At 37.6% G+C, this 23,038-nt stretch carries 23 protein-coding genes, 3 tRNA genes and 3 pseudogenes; 11 read left to right on the forward strand and 18 right to left on the reverse strand.

Annotation, left to right across the window (positions count from 1 at the left end):
* Positions 1-134: 134 nt before the first annotated feature.
* The 9 genes and pseudogenes from CKY02_RS13835 to CKY02_RS26320 form a co-directional block, all read right to left on the reverse strand.
* Positions 135-1,433: a phage tail fiber protein gene (locus CKY02_RS13835; protein WP_112895728.1), complete on the reverse strand. Its 1,299-nt coding sequence runs from the start codon at positions 1,431-1,433 to the stop codon at positions 135-137.
* 289 nt (positions 1,434-1,722) lie between these two features.
* Positions 1,723-2,349: a tail fiber assembly protein gene (locus CKY02_RS13840; RefSeq protein WP_112895729.1), complete on the reverse strand. Its 627-nt coding sequence runs from the start codon at positions 2,347-2,349 to the stop codon at positions 1,723-1,725.
* Positions 2,350-2,795: 446 nt separating this feature from the next.
* Positions 2,796-3,017, reverse strand: a pseudogene (locus CKY02_RS26730) (phage tail protein); the annotation flags it as partial.
* Between the two features lie 320 nt (positions 3,018-3,337).
* Positions 3,338-4,033, reverse strand: coding sequence for an aquaporin Z (gene aqpZ, locus CKY02_RS13850; protein WP_112895730.1), 696 nt, complete (start codon positions 4,031-4,033; stop codon positions 3,338-3,340).
* A gap of 325 nt (positions 4,034-4,358) precedes the next feature.
* A complete protein-coding gene (locus CKY02_RS13855; protein ID WP_112895731.1) occupies positions 4,359-4,796 on the reverse strand; it encodes a universal stress protein in 438 nt (145 codons plus the stop codon).
* Positions 4,797-5,037: 241 nt separating this feature from the next.
* The gene (locus CKY02_RS13860; RefSeq protein WP_112895732.1) at positions 5,038-5,376 is read right to left on the reverse strand and encodes a hypothetical protein; all 339 of its coding nucleotides are present in this window, start codon (positions 5,374-5,376) and stop codon (positions 5,038-5,040) included.
* A gap of 163 nt (positions 5,377-5,539) precedes the next feature.
* Complete coding sequence (locus tag CKY02_RS13865) at positions 5,540-5,968, reverse strand: universal stress protein (RefSeq protein WP_112876977.1); 429 nt, start codon at positions 5,966-5,968, stop codon at positions 5,540-5,542.
* A gap of 236 nt (positions 5,969-6,204) precedes the next feature.
* Positions 6,205-6,429, reverse strand: a complete 225-nt coding sequence (locus tag CKY02_RS13870) for a DUF2594 family protein (protein ID WP_112876976.1) — start codon at positions 6,427-6,429, stop codon at positions 6,205-6,207.
* A gap of 401 nt (positions 6,430-6,830) precedes the next feature.
* Positions 6,831-6,956: a hypothetical protein gene (locus CKY02_RS26320; RefSeq protein WP_275658220.1), complete on the reverse strand. Its 126-nt coding sequence runs from the start codon at positions 6,954-6,956 to the stop codon at positions 6,831-6,833.
* Positions 6,957-6,988: 32 nt separating this feature from the next.
* Here CKY02_RS26320 and uvrY point away from each other — a divergent pair, with 32 nt between their 5' ends.
* From uvrY to CKY02_RS13900, 6 genes are all read left to right on the forward strand, one after another.
* Positions 6,989-7,654 (forward strand): UvrY/SirA/GacA family response regulator transcription factor, encoded by a 666-nt coding sequence (gene uvrY, locus CKY02_RS13875; RefSeq protein WP_112895762.1) that lies wholly within the window; start codon positions 6,989-6,991, stop codon positions 7,652-7,654.
* Positions 7,638-9,470, forward strand: a complete 1,833-nt coding sequence (uvrC, locus tag CKY02_RS13880; protein ID WP_112895733.1) for an excinuclease ABC subunit UvrC — start codon at positions 7,638-7,640, stop codon at positions 9,468-9,470. The genes uvrY and uvrC overlap by 17 nt, the downstream gene beginning before the upstream one ends.
* A 57-nt stretch (positions 9,471-9,527) precedes the next feature.
* Complete coding sequence (pgsA, locus tag CKY02_RS13885; protein ID WP_112876974.1) at positions 9,528-10,076, forward strand: CDP-diacylglycerol--glycerol-3-phosphate 3-phosphatidyltransferase; 549 nt, start codon at positions 9,528-9,530, stop codon at positions 10,074-10,076.
* 144 nt (positions 10,077-10,220) lie between these two features.
* A tRNA-Gly gene (locus tag CKY02_RS13890) sits at positions 10,221-10,296 on the forward strand.
* A gap of 90 nt (positions 10,297-10,386) precedes the next feature.
* Positions 10,387-10,460 (forward strand) — tRNA-Cys (locus CKY02_RS13895).
* A gap of 6 nt (positions 10,461-10,466) precedes the next feature.
* Positions 10,467-10,553: transfer RNA gene (locus CKY02_RS13900), tRNA-Leu, on the forward strand.
* A gap of 268 nt (positions 10,554-10,821) precedes the next feature.
* Here the strand turns inward: CKY02_RS13900 and CKY02_RS13905 are convergent.
* From CKY02_RS13905 to CKY02_RS23920, 6 genes and pseudogenes are all read right to left on the reverse strand, one after another.
* Positions 10,822-11,220 (reverse strand): hypothetical protein, encoded by a 399-nt coding sequence (locus tag CKY02_RS13905; protein WP_112895734.1) that lies wholly within the window; start codon positions 11,218-11,220, stop codon positions 10,822-10,824.
* A gap of 105 nt (positions 11,221-11,325) precedes the next feature.
* Positions 11,326-11,952, reverse strand: a complete 627-nt coding sequence (locus CKY02_RS13910) for a tail fiber assembly protein (RefSeq protein ID WP_112895763.1) — start codon at positions 11,950-11,952, stop codon at positions 11,326-11,328.
* Between the two features lie 230 nt (positions 11,953-12,182).
* Positions 12,183-12,801: pseudogene (locus tag CKY02_RS13915) on the reverse strand (tail fiber protein); the annotation flags it as partial.
* Positions 12,802-13,715: 914 nt separating this feature from the next.
* Positions 13,716-14,597, reverse strand: a complete 882-nt coding sequence (locus CKY02_RS13925) for a tail fiber protein (protein WP_112895735.1) — start codon at positions 14,595-14,597, stop codon at positions 13,716-13,718.
* A 138-nt stretch (positions 14,598-14,735) separates the two neighbouring features.
* Positions 14,736-14,888: a hypothetical protein gene (locus tag CKY02_RS24695; RefSeq protein ID WP_162120638.1), complete on the reverse strand. Its 153-nt coding sequence runs from the start codon at positions 14,886-14,888 to the stop codon at positions 14,736-14,738.
* A gap of 80 nt (positions 14,889-14,968) precedes the next feature.
* Positions 14,969-15,154: a hypothetical protein gene (locus CKY02_RS23920; protein WP_146747444.1), complete on the reverse strand. Its 186-nt coding sequence runs from the start codon at positions 15,152-15,154 to the stop codon at positions 14,969-14,971.
* A gap of 110 nt (positions 15,155-15,264) precedes the next feature.
* Here CKY02_RS23920 and CKY02_RS13930 point away from each other — a divergent pair, with 110 nt between their 5' ends.
* Entirely contained in the window at positions 15,265-15,861 is a 597-nt protein-coding gene (locus CKY02_RS13930) for a serine acetyltransferase (RefSeq protein WP_240002055.1), read from the forward strand.
* Between the two features lie 140 nt (positions 15,862-16,001).
* Positions 16,002-16,805, forward strand: a complete 804-nt coding sequence (locus tag CKY02_RS13935; RefSeq protein ID WP_146747445.1) for a lipopolysaccharide core biosynthesis protein RfaZ — start codon at positions 16,002-16,004, stop codon at positions 16,803-16,805.
* Between the two features lie 4 nt (positions 16,806-16,809).
* On the opposite strand, the gene CKY02_RS24700 is transcribed toward CKY02_RS13935, so the two are convergent.
* Entirely contained in the window at positions 16,810-16,962 is a 153-nt protein-coding gene (locus tag CKY02_RS24700) for a hypothetical protein (RefSeq protein ID WP_162120640.1), read from the reverse strand.
* Positions 16,963-17,487: 525 nt separating this feature from the next.
* On the opposite strand from CKY02_RS24700, the gene CKY02_RS13940 reads away from it, so the two are divergent.
* The 3 genes from CKY02_RS13940 (at position 17,488) to CKY02_RS24705 (ending at position 19,863) form a co-directional block, all read left to right on the forward strand.
* On the forward strand, positions 17,488-18,162 hold the full coding sequence (locus CKY02_RS13940; RefSeq protein ID WP_112895737.1) for a helix-turn-helix transcriptional regulator: 675 nt from the start codon (positions 17,488-17,490) through the stop codon (positions 18,160-18,162).
* A 747-nt stretch (positions 18,163-18,909) separates the two neighbouring features.
* A complete protein-coding gene (locus CKY02_RS13945; protein WP_167405312.1) occupies positions 18,910-19,578 on the forward strand; it encodes a helix-turn-helix transcriptional regulator in 669 nt (222 codons plus the stop codon).
* Positions 19,579-19,626: 48 nt separating this feature from the next.
* A complete protein-coding gene (locus CKY02_RS24705; protein ID WP_162120642.1) occupies positions 19,627-19,863 on the forward strand; it encodes a hypothetical protein in 237 nt (78 codons plus the stop codon).
* Positions 19,864-20,202: 339 nt separating this feature from the next.
* Here CKY02_RS24705 and CKY02_RS13955 read toward each other — a convergent pair whose 3' ends face one another.
* Positions 20,203-20,670, reverse strand: coding sequence for a DUF6392 family protein (locus CKY02_RS13955; protein ID WP_112895740.1), 468 nt, complete (start codon positions 20,668-20,670; stop codon positions 20,203-20,205).
* Positions 20,670-22,335, reverse strand: a pseudogene (locus CKY02_RS13960) (S-type pyocin domain-containing protein). Before CKY02_RS13960 ends, CKY02_RS13955 begins: the two are co-directional and overlap by 1 nt.
* Positions 22,336-23,038 lie beyond the last annotated feature (703 nt).

Below are 23,038 nucleotides of genomic sequence, written 5' to 3' on the forward strand. Positions count from 1 at the left end.
GCTTTAAAAACGAGCGGTTATATCACTAACCATTAATATGAAAAAATAGAGAATGACGCTCAACGTCAACATCCTAATATTGAAGCGCAAAAAAAACCAAATAAGATACAGGGCCGATATACGGCCCCGTCTTACTACAATTTATGACCAAAAGCGCTGCTACTCTCCATTTCTTTCTGTAACTTCTTTCGATTCAAGTTCCAGAGTGAATCTTCTGGCATTTGGACCCTAATATCTAAACGGCAAGAATCGGGAATATCACAGGGTTCCCCATCTTGATAGAATATCTTGTTGCCATTGTCATCAATAGATTTGAGCCGCCAATTTTGAAATCTCTCCGGTAAATGTGCGTGTTGGCGATGGAAAGTCTCAATAATAATAGAGCCGTCAGGTTGAACGTGATCATCAACAAAAATCAGTTCGAGATTATTGTTGTCGCGGGGAACGGAAATACCTCCATGCACCCCCCAACCACCATCAGCGTTATAGCCCAGGATATTTGATATACGATATATGCCGGTTCCCTGTTTTATCACTTCTGCACCTTCGGATTCGTCATTAGTCAAGAATGTGCCATCAGGGTAGATTTCTATTATCGGAGAGGCTTTCTTGAGGTATCCGTTGGTGTCTGGTTTAGCGTTCTTATCGTCCCAAAACTTACGGGTAGCTTGTCTGTTGCTATCGCTATTTATGCTATCTGTACGATATGTATTGCCTTCATGCTCGAAAACCAGCCTATGGCTCCATACACCATACACGCCTTCACTTGATAAGCCATTTACATTACTAAATCTTAACTGAACGCCATACCCACCAAGTGGCAATCCATATTTAGTGACGAATGGCGCGTTGGGTCCATATCCGGCACAACCATCGTATAAATTTTCCAATCCATCCAAACGAGCAAAACCCATTGAAAGCATTGCATTATTAGTTGATACCGCACCCACATCCGCCGCAGTCAGATTGATATCCCCAGTCAACGCCTTACCGTTTATTTTCCGGCTATCAGGTACTCTAGTATTAATATTTCCAAGTAATGAATTAACTATTTCCTTAATCAACTGTTGCGTCACTGCCAATGTATCACTATCACCCATCACATCGGTAAGTTGCACAATACCTTTTTGTGTTAATGAAGCATTGGGAATTCCTATTATCGCTTTCTGTTCTAAAGCTTTATTTAACTGTGCAGTGAGTTTAGTGACATTACCATCATCTAAAACATCCTCACCGGTTTGTGTCGCAATAAAATCAGCTACAACCGATGTTATTGTTGATGTTTGACGAAATATCTTATTTAATATGTAATTATCAATATACTGCTTGTTTGGAAACCCACGCGAAAAATTCAGATCTGTTTCATAGTCTTGCTGACTGGGCACATTAGCGTTACTATCAATAGCAAAAGCTTTAAAATCATTTTTACTCATATACCTTCCCCAAATTAAATAATGTTCATTTACAGTCAATAAGTCGAATTATTAGAAATAATTCCCCATAATTTACATCAGTTATAGTCTAATTCTGAAAAACAATAAAAATATCCTTACTGACCGCCCTCCACTTTTAGCAAAAATAAATTTAAAGTCGATAACCAAATCAACTTTACGAATCAGAGTTCATTTTTATATGAACTTTTATACGAATTTTTTCCAATCAAAGCACTGATTAAAAACCAGTGCTTCGTTAATATTTAAGAATTATAAAACTTTAATGGTATTATTCTTGCGGCTTTTCAGGCCAATTAATATCTGGGGCCGATGAAACATCAACCCGACGCAGTAATACCAAATACTTTTTCCAATCTAGCAATAAAGTTTTTTCCGCTTCTGATGCCATTTCAGTTTCAACCGCATACTGCAATACCGTGATGGCTTCATCAGCTTGCCGACGAAAAATAGCACGCTGTTGTTCTGCCTGTTCAACTTGACTGATTTTTTGAGCTTCAAAGTCCGTTACCCATTTTTCACCATCCCATTGATCAAAATCGGTGGACGGTTGTTCGAATGTTAATGTTTCCGGTAATTCACCCAGCGCAGCCACTTCTTCCTGTGCACCCACTTGCGTGTTGTAAGCTATTTTTCCACGGTGGTCAGGGACAATTTCCCAATAACTCCCATCCTCACTGCGACGCACAGCCATATCATCAGAATCTGGCAAATCTGGCGCGTCTAAATAAGAATGCGCTGACAAACCGACGCCTTCCGCAACATATTCGAAATCACTACCAGAGAATTCTCTCGAATAGGGATTAGCATGATAAACTTTTATCCAGCCAGCTTGAATCGCTAATCCATCTTCACCTAATACAGCGGTTTCAGTATCTAAAATATTTTCTTGTGTCATTATTATTCTGCCTTTATGATATTATTCTGCTTTTACGATATATACCTTATGGATTTCAAGATGCATCGCGGCGGCAAGGGAGCGAATCCCCGGGAGCATAGATAACTATGTGACCGGGGTGAGTGAGTGCAGCCAACAAAGAGGCAACTTGAAAGATGACGGGTATAGTTAAATGCGATATTGCGTGGGCGATTTTCATTCGCAGTAGGTACAATGCGAGAAGCATCAATTTCTAGTAGACTAAATCGATCCTGGGCTACAGAATTATATGTAGCACCAGCATTAAAATGACTTCCGGGGTTAGTTACAGAAGTATAAAAAGCACCACCAGCATAACTAAACATACGGGATGAGGTGGATACAGTTCGTCCACTTACACTACCAGTAATATTCCTAATCGCATCCCCTTGATGAGTTAAGATTCCACGGCCACTATCAACACCACGACCATCATCCAGTACATCTTCACCAGATTGTGTCGCAATAAAATTAGCCACAACAGATGATATTGTTGAGGATTGGCGTAATACCTTATTTAATACATGAGTAGAAACATTTTCAGGTGTAAACCCCATCTTTAAATTCTGGCTTTCTTCATATTTCCCTTGACTCACTATATTAGCATTCTCACTAATAGAAAAGGCTTTAAAATCATTTCCTTGGCTCATATACTCCTCTTAAATTCAATAATATCATTCAGTAATCAATATATTAAATAGTCGTACAGATAGCCTCTCTCAATTGGCGACAATTATAGTCTAGTTCAGGAAAGGAATAATGAAATTTATTTTATAACTTATAGGGTTAATTATTTTTGTATAATTGACGGTAATAAACCATCCAATACATTGCAATAAATCTTCATGATAATATTTCCTACCTTTATTAAAACAAATGAAAAAATAATAGTGACAAAAAGTTCTTTCATTGAAAAGTAAAAAGACCACACTACAGCGTGGCCTTAAGCAAGGTAACTCACCAGTAAAAATCATTGTTTTTCAGCAAACAATAACCTGTAAATTCCCCCTCCAACAATCCCACCAATAATTGGCATCACCCAGAAAAACCATAACTGCTCTAAAGCCCAGGTATTCTGGAATATCGCAACAGCCGTGCTTCGTGCCGGATTGACTGACGTGTTAGTAATAGGAATGCTAATCAAATTAATTAAAACCAGCGCCAAACCTATTGCTAATGGTGCAAAGCCCGGAGGTGCTCGTCTATCTGTCGCACCAATAATAACAATTAAGAAAATAGCCGTTAAAACAATTTCAGCCACAATAGCCGATTGAAGCGAGAATCCACCTGGTGAATGTTCACCAAAACCATTTGCTGCAAAACCACTCGTGGTCGCATCAAAACCCGCCTGCCCACTGGCAATAACATATAATACCGCGGCAGCAAGAATACCACCTATAACTTGAGAAATAATATAAGGAATAACCTCCACTGCCCTGAAACGACCACCAGCCCAAAGACCAATTGTTACAGCGGGATTAAAATGCCCGCCAGAAATATGCCCAACAGCATATATCATCGTCAATACTGTTAAACCAAATGCCAAAGATACACCGACAAAGCCAATCCCTAATTCAGGAAATGCCGCAGCGAATACAACACTACCACATCCCCCAAAAACCAGAACAAAAGTTCCAAGTAATTCAGCCGCCAATTTTCTTAACATGTTTTGTCCTCATCCAGTTATCAAAACGAGTCACCTTGCTGAAATTAACTATAGCCAATAAATTAAAATCATGCTTATTTTTACTATAGCCGCATAAGTTGCTGATTCTTGTGGCATCTTTGCCTGATATTCACTTTAATCCGGGATTTTATGCAACATCTATCCTGTGCAGATCAACTTTTTGGTAAAAAATGGATAGCTTAAAATCAATTATCACCAAAATAAGTTCAATATTCTGTTGTGATGGCTCCCCGCCGTAAAAAACGGCGAGGATTCACTCCCTTGCCGTCTCAATGCATCTTGAAATCCATAGGGTATAGGTCATTCATCTGACTACTAAAACTGAAATATTTGCATATCCGACAATCCCTGAAGCGTTTGAACCTAATAAATGGGTGGAAATATTAGGCCGCCGGGAACCAATAACAATTAAATCTGCTTTAATTTCATCTGCTGTCGATAATACTTTATCCCTCGGTGATCCAAAGGCTACGGAGAAAGAGACTCGCTCTTTTGGCAAGTCTATTTTCTCAGCCACTTTTGCCAATTCCTCTTCTGATCTTGCAATAGATTTCTTGGCAAAAGAGTTGAGCAAGTCATAATGGTAACTATAACTAATTGAAAACCTTGATATGTCAGGAACGGCATGGAAAAGATGTATATTAGCATCAGATAACTTCGCCAAATACTCTGCATGTGCAATCGCTTTATCAGTCAACTCATCTTCTGAAATATCCACTGGCACTAAAATCGTTTTGTACATACGTACTCCTATATTTATATACCAAACCTAACTACTTCAATGAGTATATATCCGTTATCTTTCAGTTGCCTCTTTGTTGGCTGCACTCACTCACCCCGGTCACATAGTTGTCTATGCTCCCGGGGATTCACTCCCTTGCCGTCACGATCCATCTTGAAATCCATAGGGTATAAACTATTACATTATTTGTTGTGAGTTGTTTAACTAAATCAAATAAATTACCGTATAGCTCTATTTTCAATCACTCAGAATCAAGATGCCACTTATGTAATATTCGATGAATGAACGGTGTTACAACAAGCCCCAAAGTAATAAAGAACACACTTTCCAAAAATACCCCATATATGGCAATAAAATATTTACCGGATAAACTAACAGGGACGGGATCTAAACCCTGCGATCCCAGCATAGATAAAGCGTTAAGCAAAGATTCAGAAAATGTATGCCCCTCTATCAGGTAAAACCCCAGGACACCCGGAATTATTCCAATAAAGAAAAACGTTGCAGCAATAAGGTAAAAACGCACCACCCGCCATAAAAAATGGTCCAAACGAATCAGTTTATCAGTAAATTTTTCCACAATTATTGCATCCTCAACAATTCTACGAAACCTTATGCAATCTCAATGAAAATGAAATCAGAGCAAATTTAATAAAAATATAGCAACACAGCGTTAGCTAAGACATATATAGCAAGCCATCCGAAGATGGCTAATCAATCTCTCTCATTACGTTTTAATCACCTTACCTGATAACCAAAACAGATGTTGTCGAATATTTGACAACACCTGATGCATTAGATCCCAATAAGTGCGTTGTAATATTGGGCCTTCTAGAGCCAATAACGATAAGATCAGCATTAATTTCTGTCGCTGCTGCTGTTATTTCATCTCTTGGCGACCCAAACGCAATGGAATAGGATAACCTGTTAGCAGGAAAATCGATGGTATCAAGCAGCGTTTTCAAATCATCTTCGGCTTTAATTGTCGCTTTATCCTTAATTTCATCATATCCCAACGAATATGCGTTAACAATCGCGGATGAAATTGGCAGTACATGAAGAATATGGAGCTTCGCACCTGTTTCTTTTGCTAAAGACAGTGCATGCTTAACCGCTTTACTCGTTAGTTCATCTTCTGAAATATCTACCGGTACTAAAATAGTTTTGTACATACGCACGCTCCTATATTTACATACCAAACCAGACTACTACATTTAGTATACGCTATATCCTGTTAATTACTATGAGCTATTTTCCTCTTCCCACACCTTTCTCTATAACCAGATAATTAATATCGTTTTTAATTTATTTACCTTACACCTTTAGTTTCATATAGTTATGATCGTTAAATACGTAGCAAAAGTGGGATATGTACAGGGGCAATAACATTAACCCCTGAGACCCTACCTCACTGCCGATATAATGCTTTTATTTGCTGAACGGTATTTTCAAATATCTTAGCCTGTTTTTCATTGCCCATTTCTGCAATAACATGTTCCAAATTCAGTACAACTTTCCCTGCATGAGCTTGCCCCATAGTTTTAAGAATAGAAGCCAACAGCACTTTCAAACATGTCACCTCTGTTGCTAAGGTTTCAGTATCAGATGAAGGAATTAAATCGATTTTATTCATAGTCGTTACCTGTTTACGTATTAATTGCGTTATGAAAATAATAATTATACCACATAATTCACCCCCTATTTTTATACATTTTCCAAATAGATCTACGCCAAAAAACGTTAAATTATTGTTAAACCCATTTGTTTTATAAATATTTATTTAGTTATTAATTTTATCATAATCAGAATATATAGGACATTCTGATTTCAAATAAATGACACTTGCTATCGTATAAAATAATTCTCTTTTGTCTTTGGAGGAGATAAGTATAATATTCGCATTCTTGATGAACTTTTAGGATAATTTATCTATTTTATTGTTTTATATAATCTTTACTAAAAGTTAAAAAACAGACAATTGAAGTTAACTCTTCTGAAACAAATTCAATACACAAGCAATATACCCTATGGATTTCAAGATGCATCGCGACGGCAAGGGAGCGAATCCCCGGGAGCATAACGAACGATGTGACCCAGGTGAGTGAGTGCAGCCAACAAAGAGGCAATTTGAAAGATAACAGGTATATCGATGAAGCTCATGTATGAGCATAGAGCCAGTTGGAGACACTTTTTTGATAAATATTTTGTTAGTCGATGATCATGAGCTGATCAGAGTTGGTGTAAAACGTATTCTTGATGACGTAAAAGGAATAACCGTAGTAGGAGAAGCTAATTGTGGTGAAGATGCGATAAAATGGTGCCGAGCTAATAAAGTAGATATCGTGTTAATGGATATGAACATGCCAGGCATTGGTGGCCTGGAGGCGACAAAAAGAATCCTACGTTATTGTCCCGATGTCCGTGTCATCATGTTGACTGTCTATACTGAAAATCCTTTACCAATGAAGGTGATGCAGGCTGGCGCCAGAGGATATCTCAGTAAAGCCTCTACCTCTCAAGACATGGTTAATGCAATTCGTGCAGTTAATGCCGGACAGCGCTATATCGCTCCCGATATCGCTCAACAAATGGCCCTTAGCCAAATTAGCCCACAGCAAGACAATCCATTAAGTTGTCTGTCTGATCGTGAATTACAGATTATGCTGATGATCACGAAAGGACAAAAGGTGAGCAATATCTCTGAACAACTTAATCTCAGCCCAAAAACCGTTAATAGCTATCGCTACCGAATGTTTAGTAAACTAAATATCAACGGTGATGTAGAATTAACACATATGGCAATACGTTATGGGCTATTCGACACAGAGAGTCTATTAAATAGTGACGGAACAATTTGATTCAAAAACATTTTTAAAAACAGTAACCAGTCAGCCTGGCGTTTATCGTATGTATGACACCTCAGGCACGGTTATTTATGTCGGTAAAGCCAAGGATTTAAAAAAACGGCTTGCCAGCTACTTTCGCGCACAGATCGCCAGTCGTAAAACCGAATCTCTGGTTAAAAATATTGTTCAAATAGATGTTACGGTTACGCATACCGAAACCGAAGCACTGCTGCTGGAGCATAATTACATTAAGCTCTATCAACCCCGATATAACGTTTTACTGCGAGATGACAAATCCTACCCTTACATCTTTCTCAGCGCAGATAAACACCCACGACTGGCAATGCATCGGGGAGCCAAACATTTCAAAGGTGAATATTTCGGCCCATTTCCAAACGCTCATGCGGTACGAGAATCATTAATTTTACTGCAAAAACTTTTTCCTATCCGACAATGTGAAGATAGCGTCTACCGCAATCGCTCGCGGCCATGCCTGCAATATCAAATTGGCCGCTGCCTTGGGCCTTGCGTTAAAGGGCTGGTAAGTGAAGAAGAATATCAGCAGCAAGTTGATTATATTCGTCTGTTCCTTTCAGGCAAAGATCAGCAAGTTTTAACCAGATTAATTGACCGAATGGAACAAGCCAGCCAGCAACTGAAATTTGAAGATGCAGCAAGATACCGAGATCAAATCCAGGCCGTTCGTCAGGTTACTGAAAGACAATTTGTTTCAGGAACAGACGATGACCTTGATGTTATCAGTGTTGCCTTTGAAGCGGGCATGGCATGCCTGCATGTACTGTTTATACGTCAGGGCAAAGTACTGGGTAGCCGAAGTTACTACCCTAAAGTCCCGACTGGGACAAAGCTTGATGAGATTGTACAAACATTCCTTGGTCAATTTTATTTACAGGGCAGCCAAAATCGGACTTTGCCCTCAGAAATTTTGCTGGATTTTACTCTGCCAGAGAAAGACATTTTGTCTGATTCTTTATCTGAAATATCCGGGCGAAAAATTCATATTCAAACCCGACCCCGCGGAGATAAAGCCCGTTATCTGAAACTTGCCCGCACAAATGCAACAATCGCCCTAGCGACCCGCTTATCACAACAATCAACTATTCATCAAAGATTAGACGCTCTCACCAAATTAGTTAAGTTAGCAAAAATTCAGAGAATGGAATGTTTTGACATTAGTCACACCATGGGGGAACAAACTGTTGCATCCTGTGTCGTCTTTGATAGCAATGGCCCACTACGTTCTGAATACCGGCGCTATAATATCAGTGGTATTACTCCCGGTGATGATTACGCTGCCATGAATCAAGTACTACGCCGTCGATACGGGAAAGCATTAGATGAGTCAAAAATTCCCGACATTATTTTCATCGATGGCGGTAAAGGGCAATTAGCTCAAGCAATAGATGTCTTTCAGTCTCTTGATGTTGAATGGGATAAAACGCGACCTCAATTAATAGGCATTGCCAAAGGCAGTGATCGCAAAGCCGGGCTTGAAACACTGTTTTTCGCGACGGAGGATAAAAGTATCGCATTACCGCCGGACTCTCCTGCCCTGCATGTGATTCAGCATATTCGTGACGAATCACATAATCATGCAATAACCGGGCACCGTCAACGTAGATCTAAAGTTAGAAACACCAGTACGCTGGAATCTATTGAAGGCGTTGGGCCAAAACGCCGACAAATGTTACTGAAATACATGGGAGGTTTGCAGCCTTTACGTAATGCAAGTGTCGAAGAGATCGCAAAAGTACCGACTATTTCCTATGCATTAGCAGAAAAAATTTATAATGCATTGAAACACTAAGTACATTGATGCACCATACTTATAAATTCCACTATAGCCAGATAGTTAAGAAGCACTATGCAATTAAATATACCAACATGGCTCACTCTATTTCGTATCGTCCTGATCCCATTTTTTGTCCTGGCATTCTATTTGCCATTCACATGGGCGCCGATGGTTTGTGCCATAATTTTTGTTGTCGCTGCGGCGACAGACTGGTTTGACGGTTTCCTCGCCCGCCTTTGGAAACAGACAACTCGCTTTGGCGCATTTCTTGATCCTGTCGCGGACAAAATCATGGTTGCTGCCGCACTAGTCTTAGTTTCCGAACACTATCATACATGGTGGATAACCCTCCCCGCGGCAACCATGATAGCGCGTGAAATTATCATCTCTTCTCTCAGAGAATGGATGGCTGAATTAGGCAAACGCAGTAGTGTTGCCGTTTCCTGGATGGGTAAGGTAAAAACGACAGCACAGATGGCGGCGTTAGTTGCTTTATTATGGCGCCCTAATTTTGAATTCGAATTGGGCGGATTCATATTACTTTATGTTGCTACGGTGATGACATTTTGGTCAATGTTTCAATATGTCAACGCGGCTTGGTCTGACTTGCGTGAAGCTTGATCGAAATGACGTAAAAACCATCGAACAAACACAGCGTAACAATAATTGTGTTGACTCGATACGTGAAGTAAGTAGAATGCAACGCATCGAACGGCACATGAGATTTACGAAAACAAATAAGTAAATCAGCCAGTTCAAAGCGGTGCGGGAATAGCTCAGTTGGTAGAGCACAACCTTGCCAAGGTTGGGGTCGCGAGTTCGAGTCTCGTTTCCCGCTCCAAGTTACTGTTCAGAAGTTGGATAGTAACTTAGCGAATAAAGTTTTAGTAGCTGAATTATTCGTTGAATAATTATTCATTGAATATAGAAAGGCGCGTTGGCAGAGTGGCCATGCAGCGGATTGCAAATCCGTCAACCTCGGTTCGACTCCGGGACGCGCCTCCAAATTCAGCCCAGGTGGTGAAATCGGTAGACACAAGGGATTTAAAATCCCTCGGCCTTAAGGCTGTGCGGGTTCAAGTCCCGCCCTGGGCACCAAATAAAATTCACTGATAAAACAGTGAGTTAGGGAAAAGAAAAGGCCACCGCAAGGTGGCTTTTTTGTTTTCTGCGATGACATGAAAATTGAGAAGTGGCGGCAGAATGGCGGCACCTTGGCACCACTGTATAAATACACACCATCCATTTCAGGCAATATCTTCTCTCTCGAAGTATCATCAGAAAAATATTTTTCGCATAAAAAAATTAAGTAATGATTGCTACATTACTGTGGAACCTATTTATTGACTGAGTTAGCAGAAAATTATTATCTTTTTATGTAGTTCATGAGCTTTTGTAGGAACGATTTTTTTACTTCAGGTTGGTTTGATTTAACCCATGACGGATTTTCTAAATCGGTTGGAAGTAAGTACAGATGATCATCGTCATCAACAACTTTTGCATTAAGTTTTTCGGCTATCTGTAGCATCTTACAATATAGGGCTGTATCGGGGTGTTTTGTATGTATGTTCCCATCAGACCAATTCAGCCAAGGTTCTTCATAGACGCTTTTTCCTGTCCATCTAGCATGAAACCGACCATTTCTTTCATCAATGAATAATTCGTCATCTTCAGCCACTAATGCGAGCCATTCATCACTACTAATTTGGCAATCTTCATTCATTGAGAAGCACTCAGCTCTTGTTATATGAAGCTCCCACCCCATAATTACTCCTTAATTATCTGAAAAATATAGAAAGAAAAGGCCACCGCAAGGTGGCTTTTTTTCGTGATGGAAATCACTATTCACTATATCCTTTCATTATACTCTTTACCTCGGCAGTTCCGGCCATTCAATATCGGGAGACAGCGAAATATTTACTCTATTGAGCATTACCCTGTATTTTTTCCATGTCAGTAAAGCGGATTTTTCTACTTCGGTAGCGATATCTAAATCAACAGCATCTTGCAGTAATGCAATGGATTCATTCGCGTGTCGCAACAGAATTACACGCTGCTGCTCCGCTTGTTCAATCTGATTTGCTTTTAGAGCTACATTATCAGTGACCCATTTTGTGCCATCCCATTTATCAAAATCGGTGGTCGGTTGCTTGAAGGTCAGAGTTTCAGGTAATTCACCCAGTTCAGTGATTTTCTGTTGAGTTCGTGTTAACGTGTCGTAAGCTATTTTCCCCCGATAATCAGGGACGATTTCCCAACATTTACCGTCTTCACTGCGACAAACAGCCACATCATCAGAATCGGGAAAGTCTGGTGCATCTAAATAAGAATTCGCTGACAAACTGACACCGAGCATGACATATTCAATATCAGCGTGAGTAAATTCTCTTGTTATTTGATCTGTGTAATAAACTTTTATCCAGCCGGCTTGAATTGCTAATCCGTCTTCACCCAATACGGCGGTTTCATGTTCTAAAGCGTATTTTTGTTCTGTCATTATGCCGCATGCTGCTGCTCTCACTATGTAGTTAAATGCTATATTACGGGGCCTCGATACCCCTATAAACGCGGAATTCGCAATCCAATCTGCCTGAGCTTTATAATATACAGCTTTTACCGAAGTATTTTTATTTTGGGGCATATCCCACTGCAATTTTACAAACTCATTACGTGAGAGGGTAATCATAAAATTATTAGCCCGATCAACATTCTGTAGCAAATAAGCCCCTTCCTGCCATGACAATATTGAACGAGATGGATCCACATTTCGCCCACTGTCCCAGCCACGGATAAATTCTCCCCTTAGATCGGGCAATCTGCCGTCAGGATAAGCTTCTGCTAACTTTGGGTACTGTAATTTATTGAAAAATGCACCGTTACAAACGAGATAGTTGATAGGTGGATAGGGTAACGGCCACGGAATGGGGGAACCCACAGGGATATTAATTTCTTCACGTAATGAATTTATTATTTCCTGAGCAAGTTTTTGTGTAACAGCCAATGTATTGCTATTGCCAACCTCATTTGTAAGTTGAACAATACCTTTCTGTGTTAATGAGGCATCAGGAACCTTTGTTTTTTGTTCCAGTGCTCTATTTAATTGAGCGTTGAGTTTCTCTATATTCCCATCATCCAGAACATCATTGCCAGAGTGTGTGGCGATAAAATTAGCGACTACAGAGGATATCGAGGACGACTGACGTAATGCCTTATTTAGCATATCAGTAGTAATACCATCTTGTGGAAACCCAGTCTGCAAATTCTGATTTTCTTCATATTTTTCTTGGCTAATTACATTAGCATTATCACCAATAGAAAAAGCTTTAAAATCATTTTTTTGACTCATATCCTTACTCCTTAAGCAAAATAATATTTTTTATAATCAACATATTTAATTACTGTAAAAATAATCCGCCTGTAATTCATTAAAATCAAAGTCTAGTTCAGAAAGAAGAGTAATACAGCATTCCTATTTATTAGGAGATTGACTATTTTTATATAATTAGCGGCAATAAGTAATTAAATATTTTAGAATCGAAAACATGCCCAAACCATTTATATTTAACATCTGAAAACTATTTTCTCTATTCGCAGAACCGACGGAAAAGAAAATTTTATCTATCAATAAAAAAGGCCACGCAATGCGCAGCCTTTGAACGTGTATAATAAGTTGTTAACTAATAGCGAGATTCAATCTTTTACCAAGAACATTTGACGCGCTTTCTACCGTGTCAATCTTCGTGTTGTGACGCAATGAGACTATACGTTGAACATCTTGCGGACGCGTTCCTAGTTTTCTCGCTAGCTCTGCATTACTTGTTTTTGTTTGCAGCATTGTATTTAACAACAATACTTTAACTGCAACACTTGCCGGAACATCAACAAAGGCTTCACCTCCATTAGACTTTCTAAGCTGCCTGTACGGCAGTGCACGTGTATTCTCCTTAAGAGTTCTTAACCCAACTTTTCTAAGCTGCCTGTACGGCAGTGCACTGTTACATATTAACTCCAACTCACTGACTATCAAAGAATATATTTACCAAAAGCAAAAAAAACCTTTTTTATGAGAGAGGTTAAATTTCATTAAAAATCAATGAATTATAGTTGGCTGTTAAAAAAGGGTAAAATTTAGGTTCGGGGAAATATCATTTTTTCAGTTACATTTTACCCTTTGCAGCCAACATGCTTGTCCATCAACAAGCAAAATTCCCATATCCTAGAATACTTCTATATTCTGGCTATCAAGCGTATTTTCAGCCATTACTCTGCTCTCACTATGTAGCTAAATGCGATATTGCGAGGTCTTGATACCCCTATATAAGTTGCAGTGGTGGTCCAAGTCCCAGGGCCTGCTGTAGCAGCCCTAGCCCTTAATGAAATGGTTTTATTTTGCGGAATATCCCACTGTAATGCCACACGATCATTAAGTGAAAAATTAACAACATTATCAGCTCCACCAGCTTCCTGTAGTAAATAAGACCCCTCCTGCAACTTCAATAATGAACGTTCTGGATCTATCCCTCGACCATCATCCCATCCGCGGATAAATTCGCCTCTTAAATCAGGTAATCTGCCGTCAGGATAAGCTTCCGCCAACTTCGGATACTGCAATCTATTAAATGCTGAACCATTACAAGCGAAATAACCGAACGGTGGATGAGGTAACGGCCACGGAATAGGAGAACCAACAGGAATTTCATCGGCTGTTTTAATCCGGTTATCTATCTCTTCGCGGGTATATTCACGTAATGAATTTATGACTTCCTGAACAAGCTTTTGTGTAACCGCCAATGTGTCGCTATCGCCGATCACATTTGTAAGCTGAACAACGCCCTTTTGTGTTAATGAAGCACTGGGAATGTCTGTTGTAATTTTTTGCTCTAGCGCTTTATTTAATTGATCGGTGAGTTTGGCTATGTTTCCATCATCCAGAACATCATTGCCAGATCGTGTCGCGATAAAATCAGCCACGACAGATGATATGGTTGACGCTTGACGTAATACCTTATTTAACAAGTGAGTGGGAACATTATCTGGTGTAAATCCACTCTTCAAACTTTGGTTTTCTTCATATTTTTTTTGATTTACCACATTCGCATTATCACCAATAGAAAAAACCTTAAAATCATTCTTATAACTCATGTACTTTCTCCTAAAGTTAAATAATGTTATTTTATAATCAGTATATTGAATTATTGTAAAAACAATCCCTCTTGCAATTCGCGCCAATCAAGTCTAGTTCAGAAAAAGAATAATGCAGTGTTTTTATTACTTACAAGGTTAATTATTTTTATACCCGTCATCTTTCAAGCTGCCTCTTTGTTGGCTGCACTCACTCACCCCGGTCACATAGTTATCTATGCTCCCGGGGATTCGTTCCCTTGCCGTCGCGATGCAACTTGAAATCCATAGGGTATATATAATTGCTAGCAATCAGTAGTTCAACATTAGAAACCACATCCAGAAATTTATCTATTAATACCAATTCAGTATCACTATTGATACTTTAATTACTAATAATTTAAAAAATTTCCAACTTTAATTAATACGATTTGAGCAAGAGCAATACCAAATTTATGATCTTTCCAGTACGTTGCTGTTCCTACCGCAATATCAGCGTTGGCAGCAATTGAAATTGTGTCTGTGTTTACTGGATTTACGTCATTTGCACTTGACGGTGGCTTTTTCTTGGAATTCACTTGTATTTCGTCAACAAAAATTCACATAGCTAGGTTTGCCAAATCGATTTATTTGGCTAAATTCAACATTTTTAATATAATCCATGTCTGAAAAATGATACGGCTAATCAGTGCAAGGTATTGATAAAAAAATGAACACGGTGTTATCACATAAAGAAGAGCTAAGCCATTTAAAAGCATGTTTACTCAGCGAAGTTATCTGTTCGCGGACATCGTTTTCATGGTTCAAAACAATCCATCGAGCCCTTAAATGCCCAGACCGCAGGTTCTATTTCTGGTGGAGAATTGCTAATTATTTATACAGGACAAATAAAGCCAAGAAAATCTCGATTCGTATCAATAGAAATTTAAGAAATAAATATGGATGTGATTTAGGATTAGGCTCCTATATAGGAAAAAATTTACGTATATCTCATTATGTTGGCATTGTTATTTCCCGCACTTGCGTTATTGGTGATAACTTTCATATTTTACAAAATACAACCATTGGCGTTCTTAATGAAGATACTCAAGGGAAAATAAGTATAGGTGATAATGTAAAAATAGGTGCAAGCTCTTGTATTATAAGTGATAATATAACAATTGGAGATAATGTCCACATAGGCGCAATGTCATTTGTTAATAAAGATATCCCCGCTAATTGTATTGCATATACACCTAAATCTCAAAATGAGATAAAGATAAAAAAGCAAAAAATAATTAATTGAATATTCCAATTTAAAATGAACAATGGGACCACAATATGTTTTTTAAATATAAATATCTTTTAAAACTAGGTATGCTCTGTAAGCAGAATATAACAAAATCAATATACAGAAATGTATCCAGTAAAAAAATGAAACACAATATGAATTTTTGGCCTCACATAAAGATCTCAAGAAACATTAATGGCAAAATCGACTCCGTTTCATTCAATAAGAAAAATATAAACATCAATGAATTCCCAAAAAAATCAGAAAAACCCTTAATTATTATTGCATCTGGACCATCGGTATCTACCATCAAAACAGATTTTTTTGATGATACCAAATTTGATATTATGGGTGTTAACGGTTCGTATGAATTATCACCAGAAGTGAAATTCAAATACCATGTTATAATTGACCGAACATTCATTCTAAATAGGAAGAATATCGTTTTAAATATATTAAAAGACGATGAATTGATACTCTTCACAACAATGGATTGCCTCAACGATATCTTAATTCATTACGGTGATCTTGAATTAACATGTAAAGTCATTATTATTGAAAATATTGACCAGCCAGTTTATCAAGAGGAAAAAGAACTTTTTGAAATAAAGAGTGATGAAATAATAATACAGAATGGCGTAGCATTCTCATTAAACTTAAATCTCGGATTCTACAACGGAACAACAGTTGCATATTCCGCTCTGCAAATAGCATTGTTTTTGGGCTATAAAAAAATATATTTCGCCGGTCTAGACATGAACAATTTTTCGAAACCAAGATTTTATGAAACCCAAAATGACCAGCTAGATACCAAATTAAATAATAACTTACATGATTTCATCATTCCTTGTTTCAACCTAGCTCATGAAATAGCAATAAAAAGAGGAGTTAAAATTTATAATCTATCGAAAAATAGCGCTATAAATTCATTTGAAAAGTTAGATTATAGGGAAATTTAAGTAATTATACCCTGCACTCACTCACCCCGGTCACATCGTTATCTATGCTCCCGGGGATTCGCTCCCTTGGCGTCGCGATCCATCTTGAAATCCATAGGATATATAACCATTCATCAATAATTACCATCGAAAAAAAATAAGTATTACCAGCTATCATTGAACATTCATAAAAAACACCCTTATTAAATAATTTTTCTGTAAAATAATATTCATAAATATATTTTTGTTTTTTTAAAGTTTCTTTATTAAATAATAAAAAATTTAATTAATAGTTATTTTCCCGTGAAAAACAAATTGTTGTTCTATGCTATAGAATCAAATCATGTTAAGTAGAGTTATTACTTAAATCATTCAAATAATGTCTTAAGTAATCACCAAGGATTTACTATGCAAAATATAAAAAGTAAACTAAACAGTATCACTTTAATCTTAACTTGTACGAAGAATAAAAATAGAGTCATTTAAACATATAAATTATATTTGATAATCTTAAAATATGAACAAGAATTCCTCCACTAAGATAAAACATACTTTGAAACGATGCAGTGTCACTTTGCTAGAAACTCACTCATTTGGAGACCACTACAAGAAAAATAACTACCCTCTTTTACACCCTATAAATATTGATCATTTAGGGTTGCCGAGTATTATAAACTTATCATCACTATAATAGGTCTTAATCATGAAAAAAATTAATGGAACATATATTTCATCACAAATAATAAACACGATGGAAGCAAGCAATGAACCGTGGGGAATCAAAGATAAAAATTCACGCTTTATTTATGCTAACCTGGCCCTAAGATCTATTCAAAACATTCCAACGTCATTTGATTATGAAGGGCTTTTTGATGACGAACTTCCCTGGAGTGGAGCGGAGTTTGCGAAAGAATTTATTGATCATGATAAAATTGTAATAACAAAAGGGAAAAGAATCTGTTCACTTGAAACATATACATATGGAAAAGAAAAAATCTTATCGTCTTACTTCCAAGAAAAATTACCACTATATAACGATGCAAAGGAATGTATAGGCATATTTTTTCATGGATGGAAAGCCAAAGATTTTTCATTAATTAACTTACATCAATATTATAACGAGCTGCCCACCTCTATTATATTTCACCCACCAACAGATTCTTTTACCCAACGTGAATGGGATATTATTTTCTTCTTTTTACAAAAATACACCAGGAAACAGATTGGAAAAATATTAAATATCTCTTACCGTACAGTTGAATCCCATATGACCAATATATATCACAAGATAGGTGTTGATTCCAACCAACAACTGGAAGAATATTGTCTCATCAACAATTTCAAACGCTATGTACCCGAAAAATTTTTACTATCTTAATGATTTTATTTACTATTTCTTAGTCATAAAAAGCATGATTAAATAGTTTATCGCTGTCGGTATAATACAATCTTACCATCAATGGATGGTAAGATTATTTCAAATTATACTGGCATAATTTTCATATATTAAAAATATCAGTTACATAAACAGCTTAATGCCTATTTAATTTTTAGGAAAAATAATTATTTCCTGTTACATTTTCTCATATTTTAAATTCACATCTTAAATAAATTTAAATTTAATTAAAAGAAAGAACTGGCCATTTCTCTCTATTATAAAACACAGCTATTTTAAATATCATAAAAAAAATAAATTATTTAAATAATCACCTAAATAATAAAATGTCATATTAACTATAAATTACAACAAAAATAATACCATTATTGAACTAATTTACCTGTGTAAAAAAGGCAATAATTTCCAATAAAAATAATTATTTATCAAAAATCCCCCTCCCTATTCTCTACCAATATCACAATTTTCCTAAGAATTAGGATATTGAAAGATTTTTAACTGGTAAATTACCTTCATCTATTGTAGAAAACACAGTTAATTATAGTAAGAAAATTTACCCAAAATTAAATCTACAATGTCATATACAACTAAACAACTCTCGTAATAAAAATAACCATAATAATTATTTTATGAAAAAGTCTGTTATTGCTGGTAATAAAGTATTAAACTGACAATATGATTCAAACATATCACAACTTAAACCCAAAATGGATAAAAAGGAATTATAATATGAGTAATCACATAACTATATCATCTCAAGTTATTAATACACTGGCAGTAAGCAACGAGCCGTGGGGAATTAAAGATAAAAATTCATGCTTTATTTACGGTAATCTAGCATTAAAATCTCTTCAGAACTTTTCAAATTCATTTGAATTTGAAGGGGTCTATGAAAATGAACTTCCTTGGGATAGCGCTAAATTTGCGGAACAATTTATTAATCATGACAAAAAGGTAATAGAAAAACAGCAGAGAATATGTTCAATCGAAACCCATATATTTGGCAAAGAGAAAATCCTATCGTCTTACTTTTTCGAAAAATCACCTTTTTACCATAAAGACGGAGATTGCATCGGAGTCATATTTCATGGTTGGAAAGCGCAAAACTATTCATTATCCTATTTACATCAATACCACGACAAACTTCCCGCCTCAATTATGCTGCAACCACCAACTGATCTTTTTACTCAACGTGAATGGGATGTCATTTTCCTCTTTTTACAGAAAAATACCAGAAAGCAGATTGGACGGATACTGAATCTAGCCTATCGCACTGTTGAATCTTATATGACTCGGATATACCGTAAGATAGGGGTTAATTCCAGCCAACAACTGGAAGCGTATTGTCGAGCCAATAATTTCAATCACTATATACCGGAAAAGTTTTTATTGTCTTAGATTACGTATTTATTCCTAGTTTTTGCATGCTGTTATTATTCATTATTAATGGAGAAAATAACCCGCCCTATTGGAATATTTTATTTAAAAATATTATATACCCTATGGATTTCAAGATACATCGCGACGGCAAGCAAGCGAATCCCCGGGAGCATAGGTAACTATGTGACCGGGGTGAGCGAGTGCAGCCAACAAAGAGGCAACTTGAAAGATAACGGGTATATATCCGTTATCTTTGAATCGAATAAAAATAGCATCAAAATTACTGTCTACAGCAACTTTTAGATCAGATGCATCCTGAATTTTTTTCGTTGATGTATTTCTCCCGCCATAGGTTTCACTGTATTTCTGATGTATTTTTTTAGGTATTACTATGCTACCACCTTTTATAAGCATAGCTTTTATCATTGCTGGAGACATATTTTAATACTTATTAGAAAAATATTTTATCAATGCTGCCTGACTACCCACTTTATCCGAAAAAAAATAACAAGAAATTGCTCTTAATTTAAAATTTAATTAATTATTTTGTTCCTGAGAGAGTCAATTCAAATTCATCTTCAATTTAACCTTATTAAGCTGTTGATTAATGAATTGGCTCTCAAGAAAAAACTCTTTTATTGGCTACCAACGCACTTCTGAAGTGGGTAAGAATGCCACTTCTTTGACACGCTCTAATAGATCATAATCAACTTGCATACTAATCGGCATATGAAAACCTAGACAAGTATATAGTTCTGTCCAGCCAATATCTTTCTTTAATCTTTTCCTCGGAGGAAGTGATTTTTCAGGTTTGCCAAACTGTTTATGAATCCATTCCCGGGACATTAGCGGCACCAAAGGAGATGGTAATTCGTTAGGAAACTGATATAGCGGTTTTTTTTCATTTAGCAAAATTAATGTAATTTCCTTTAAACGCTTTCCTTCCCGATAAAATGCTAAAAATACTCCTTCTTTTGCCATTTCCAAGCAAATAACCTCGTCACCAGGAAAACCACTTGGCTTCGTTTTATAAGGGATTAATCCTTTATCAAAAATTTCCTGATAAAACTTACCCAGATAATTAATCAATGCTTCAATGTTGGCCGCCATTATTTGTATAACTCCTGTTCCTGATTAAGTTTGTGCATTTTGGCTCTGGCATTCTCAAGTTGCCCTTCTGTCACACCATATTCCTTCAATGCTGGTTTTATCGTATTAAAATCTCGCTCAAATGCGGCATGTAAATCTTTTGAATCCTGCTCGATTTGAACAGGTGAATTCCTACCTCCATAGGTTGAGCTAAGCTTTTGGTGAACTTCTGCTGGGATGATAAGAATCGCAACATCTTTTGCCATTTCTCTTAACTCGTTTTCTTTTGCATCGGGGTATTTTTTCTTAAAATAAGCCCGAACCGCAGCAGCCGAGGGCATATGATCAGCATGCATTCCATTTCTTGGACTACCTGAAAAATTACTATACAAATCCACGTCTAACAGTTTCACCGGCGGTTTACTCAAATACACATACATCGGTGGCATATTAGGAATAGGGAGGATCAGGATATAATCACGGAAATCCTTCTCTTCTGGCATTGGCAGCGATTCAATATCATTACCCTCTTTATCCGGGATTGGTAATACGGTTATTTGCGACGGAATAAACGGCTGCCCTTCATTTCCGGTATGCGGTGGAGCCTTGAATTCCTGTTCATTCGGCGTCCATAAAATCGTCGGTCGATTTTCTCCCGGCTCCCAGAATTCATAATTACCGGTAGTCGGATTCAATCTCATCATACGAACCGACACTTTATCCAAACCACTTTCCGGGCTGACGTGATAGCCCTGAATCGTCATCCTTCCGCTTTTTTCATCTCTGATCCAACGAAAACGAACACGAGTCGGCGCTTTACCGGACCGTTCCGCAATTTCACTCAGGTGATACCGATCTAAGTAGTCCTCTTCGCCTTGATTTAGCTCCGATGAATAAAACAGTCCCATTAATCCGACTGTCAACGGATTCGGTGCCGCCAGCCAGCGCCCAGCACTGGTAACGCCACCACCAACGTAACGCATCACCAATGCTTCACCGTCCGCTACCGCACCGCGAGCAGTGGCGGCCACAGCGGTAACGGCGGCTTCGGCCTTATCTTTGCTACCGCTAAACCACCGCTTATGCCACGGTAATTTTTTATCCTGCGGCTTATCCGGTTCTGGCGGGTGTTTCTTGCCCTGTGGAGGCTGTTCAGGCTCTTTGTGCCGTGACCGGCGCAGGAGATGACGGCACCTGATATATCGCCATCCTGCCAAAATTATTTGCCGGTTCAGTCTCCGTACCGGCATCAGTACAACCTTTGGCCCGTTGGCGGGATTTGGCAAATACCGGGATCGGGGGCGGAAGCTCCTGCTTTACCGGTGGAGGACTGGGCTGAACATCCCTCGCTTCCTTCACCGGTGATGAGAAGTTCTGCGCCGCCGTTACCGCTTGTTGACGAGGCTGATCCTGCTTCTCATAGCTGTCCATCTCAGAATTAATAAACCGGGCCCGACAGGGGCAAGTGCTGACACTATCCAGTGTACCGGCCAACTTTCGCCCCATGTCAAACATATCGGATACACCACCGACAATGATGTAAGTACCGGGATGCTTACCACAGGTAACCTTATCCCCTTCGCGAGCCGTTGCGCGTCCATTAAATGTCATGGTGTGGTCACCAGTAATAATCTGTCCGCCACAGGTGGTTTTGTCACCAACCAGCAGGAAATATCCTATTGCCATCTATTCACTTCTCCATTGACTTACCACATGAAGCATGGGTTTAACTAAAATCATTGCCATATTATTACCACTTAAGTGTTAAGTGATGATCAATAATGCAAAAAATTTAAGTTAAAAAATATAGGAATATTCTGAAGTTAATGAAAATCAGGTCAATTTTTTGCCTCCGGCGTTACCTCGTCGGCACTGTCAAAGCAGAAAATCATTGATACAAACTGCGGGATATGGGGTAAGAACGTGATTGTGACAAACATCTAAGTGGAACTTGAAATGCAACTTTATATCTCGGACTATACCATTTTAAGTAAGTTTTTTATTTAATTATTCTTCGATAATTTAATTTTATAGAATTTACCTAACCTTAATTTTATTTAAGAATAGCCATTGTCCGCAGTAGGCAAATTCAAACTCGGTTTTTAGATTGAAAACTCTATTTAGTTGATTATTCTGATAATTCCAAAATATGATTTATCTAATTACAATGCTCTACATGCGCCGTTTAAAAAGCATTCTTTAATTGATCGAATATTATTCCGATTAAATGCCATTTTTTCGCCATTATTCCGCTCCAAAAATAACACCTTCTTTTTCATTCTATTACCTATCATCGTTATAACAACCACTCCCTCACGCTTTGGTTAATAACAGAAAATTTTTGATCTACGTCACTTAATTACTCATGATTTAAAAAGCTTATTCATTA

Source organism: Photorhabdus bodei, assembly GCF_003287735.1.
In the GTDB taxonomy this organism is placed as follows: domain Bacteria; phylum Pseudomonadota; class Gammaproteobacteria; order Enterobacterales; family Enterobacteriaceae; genus Photorhabdus; species Photorhabdus kayaii.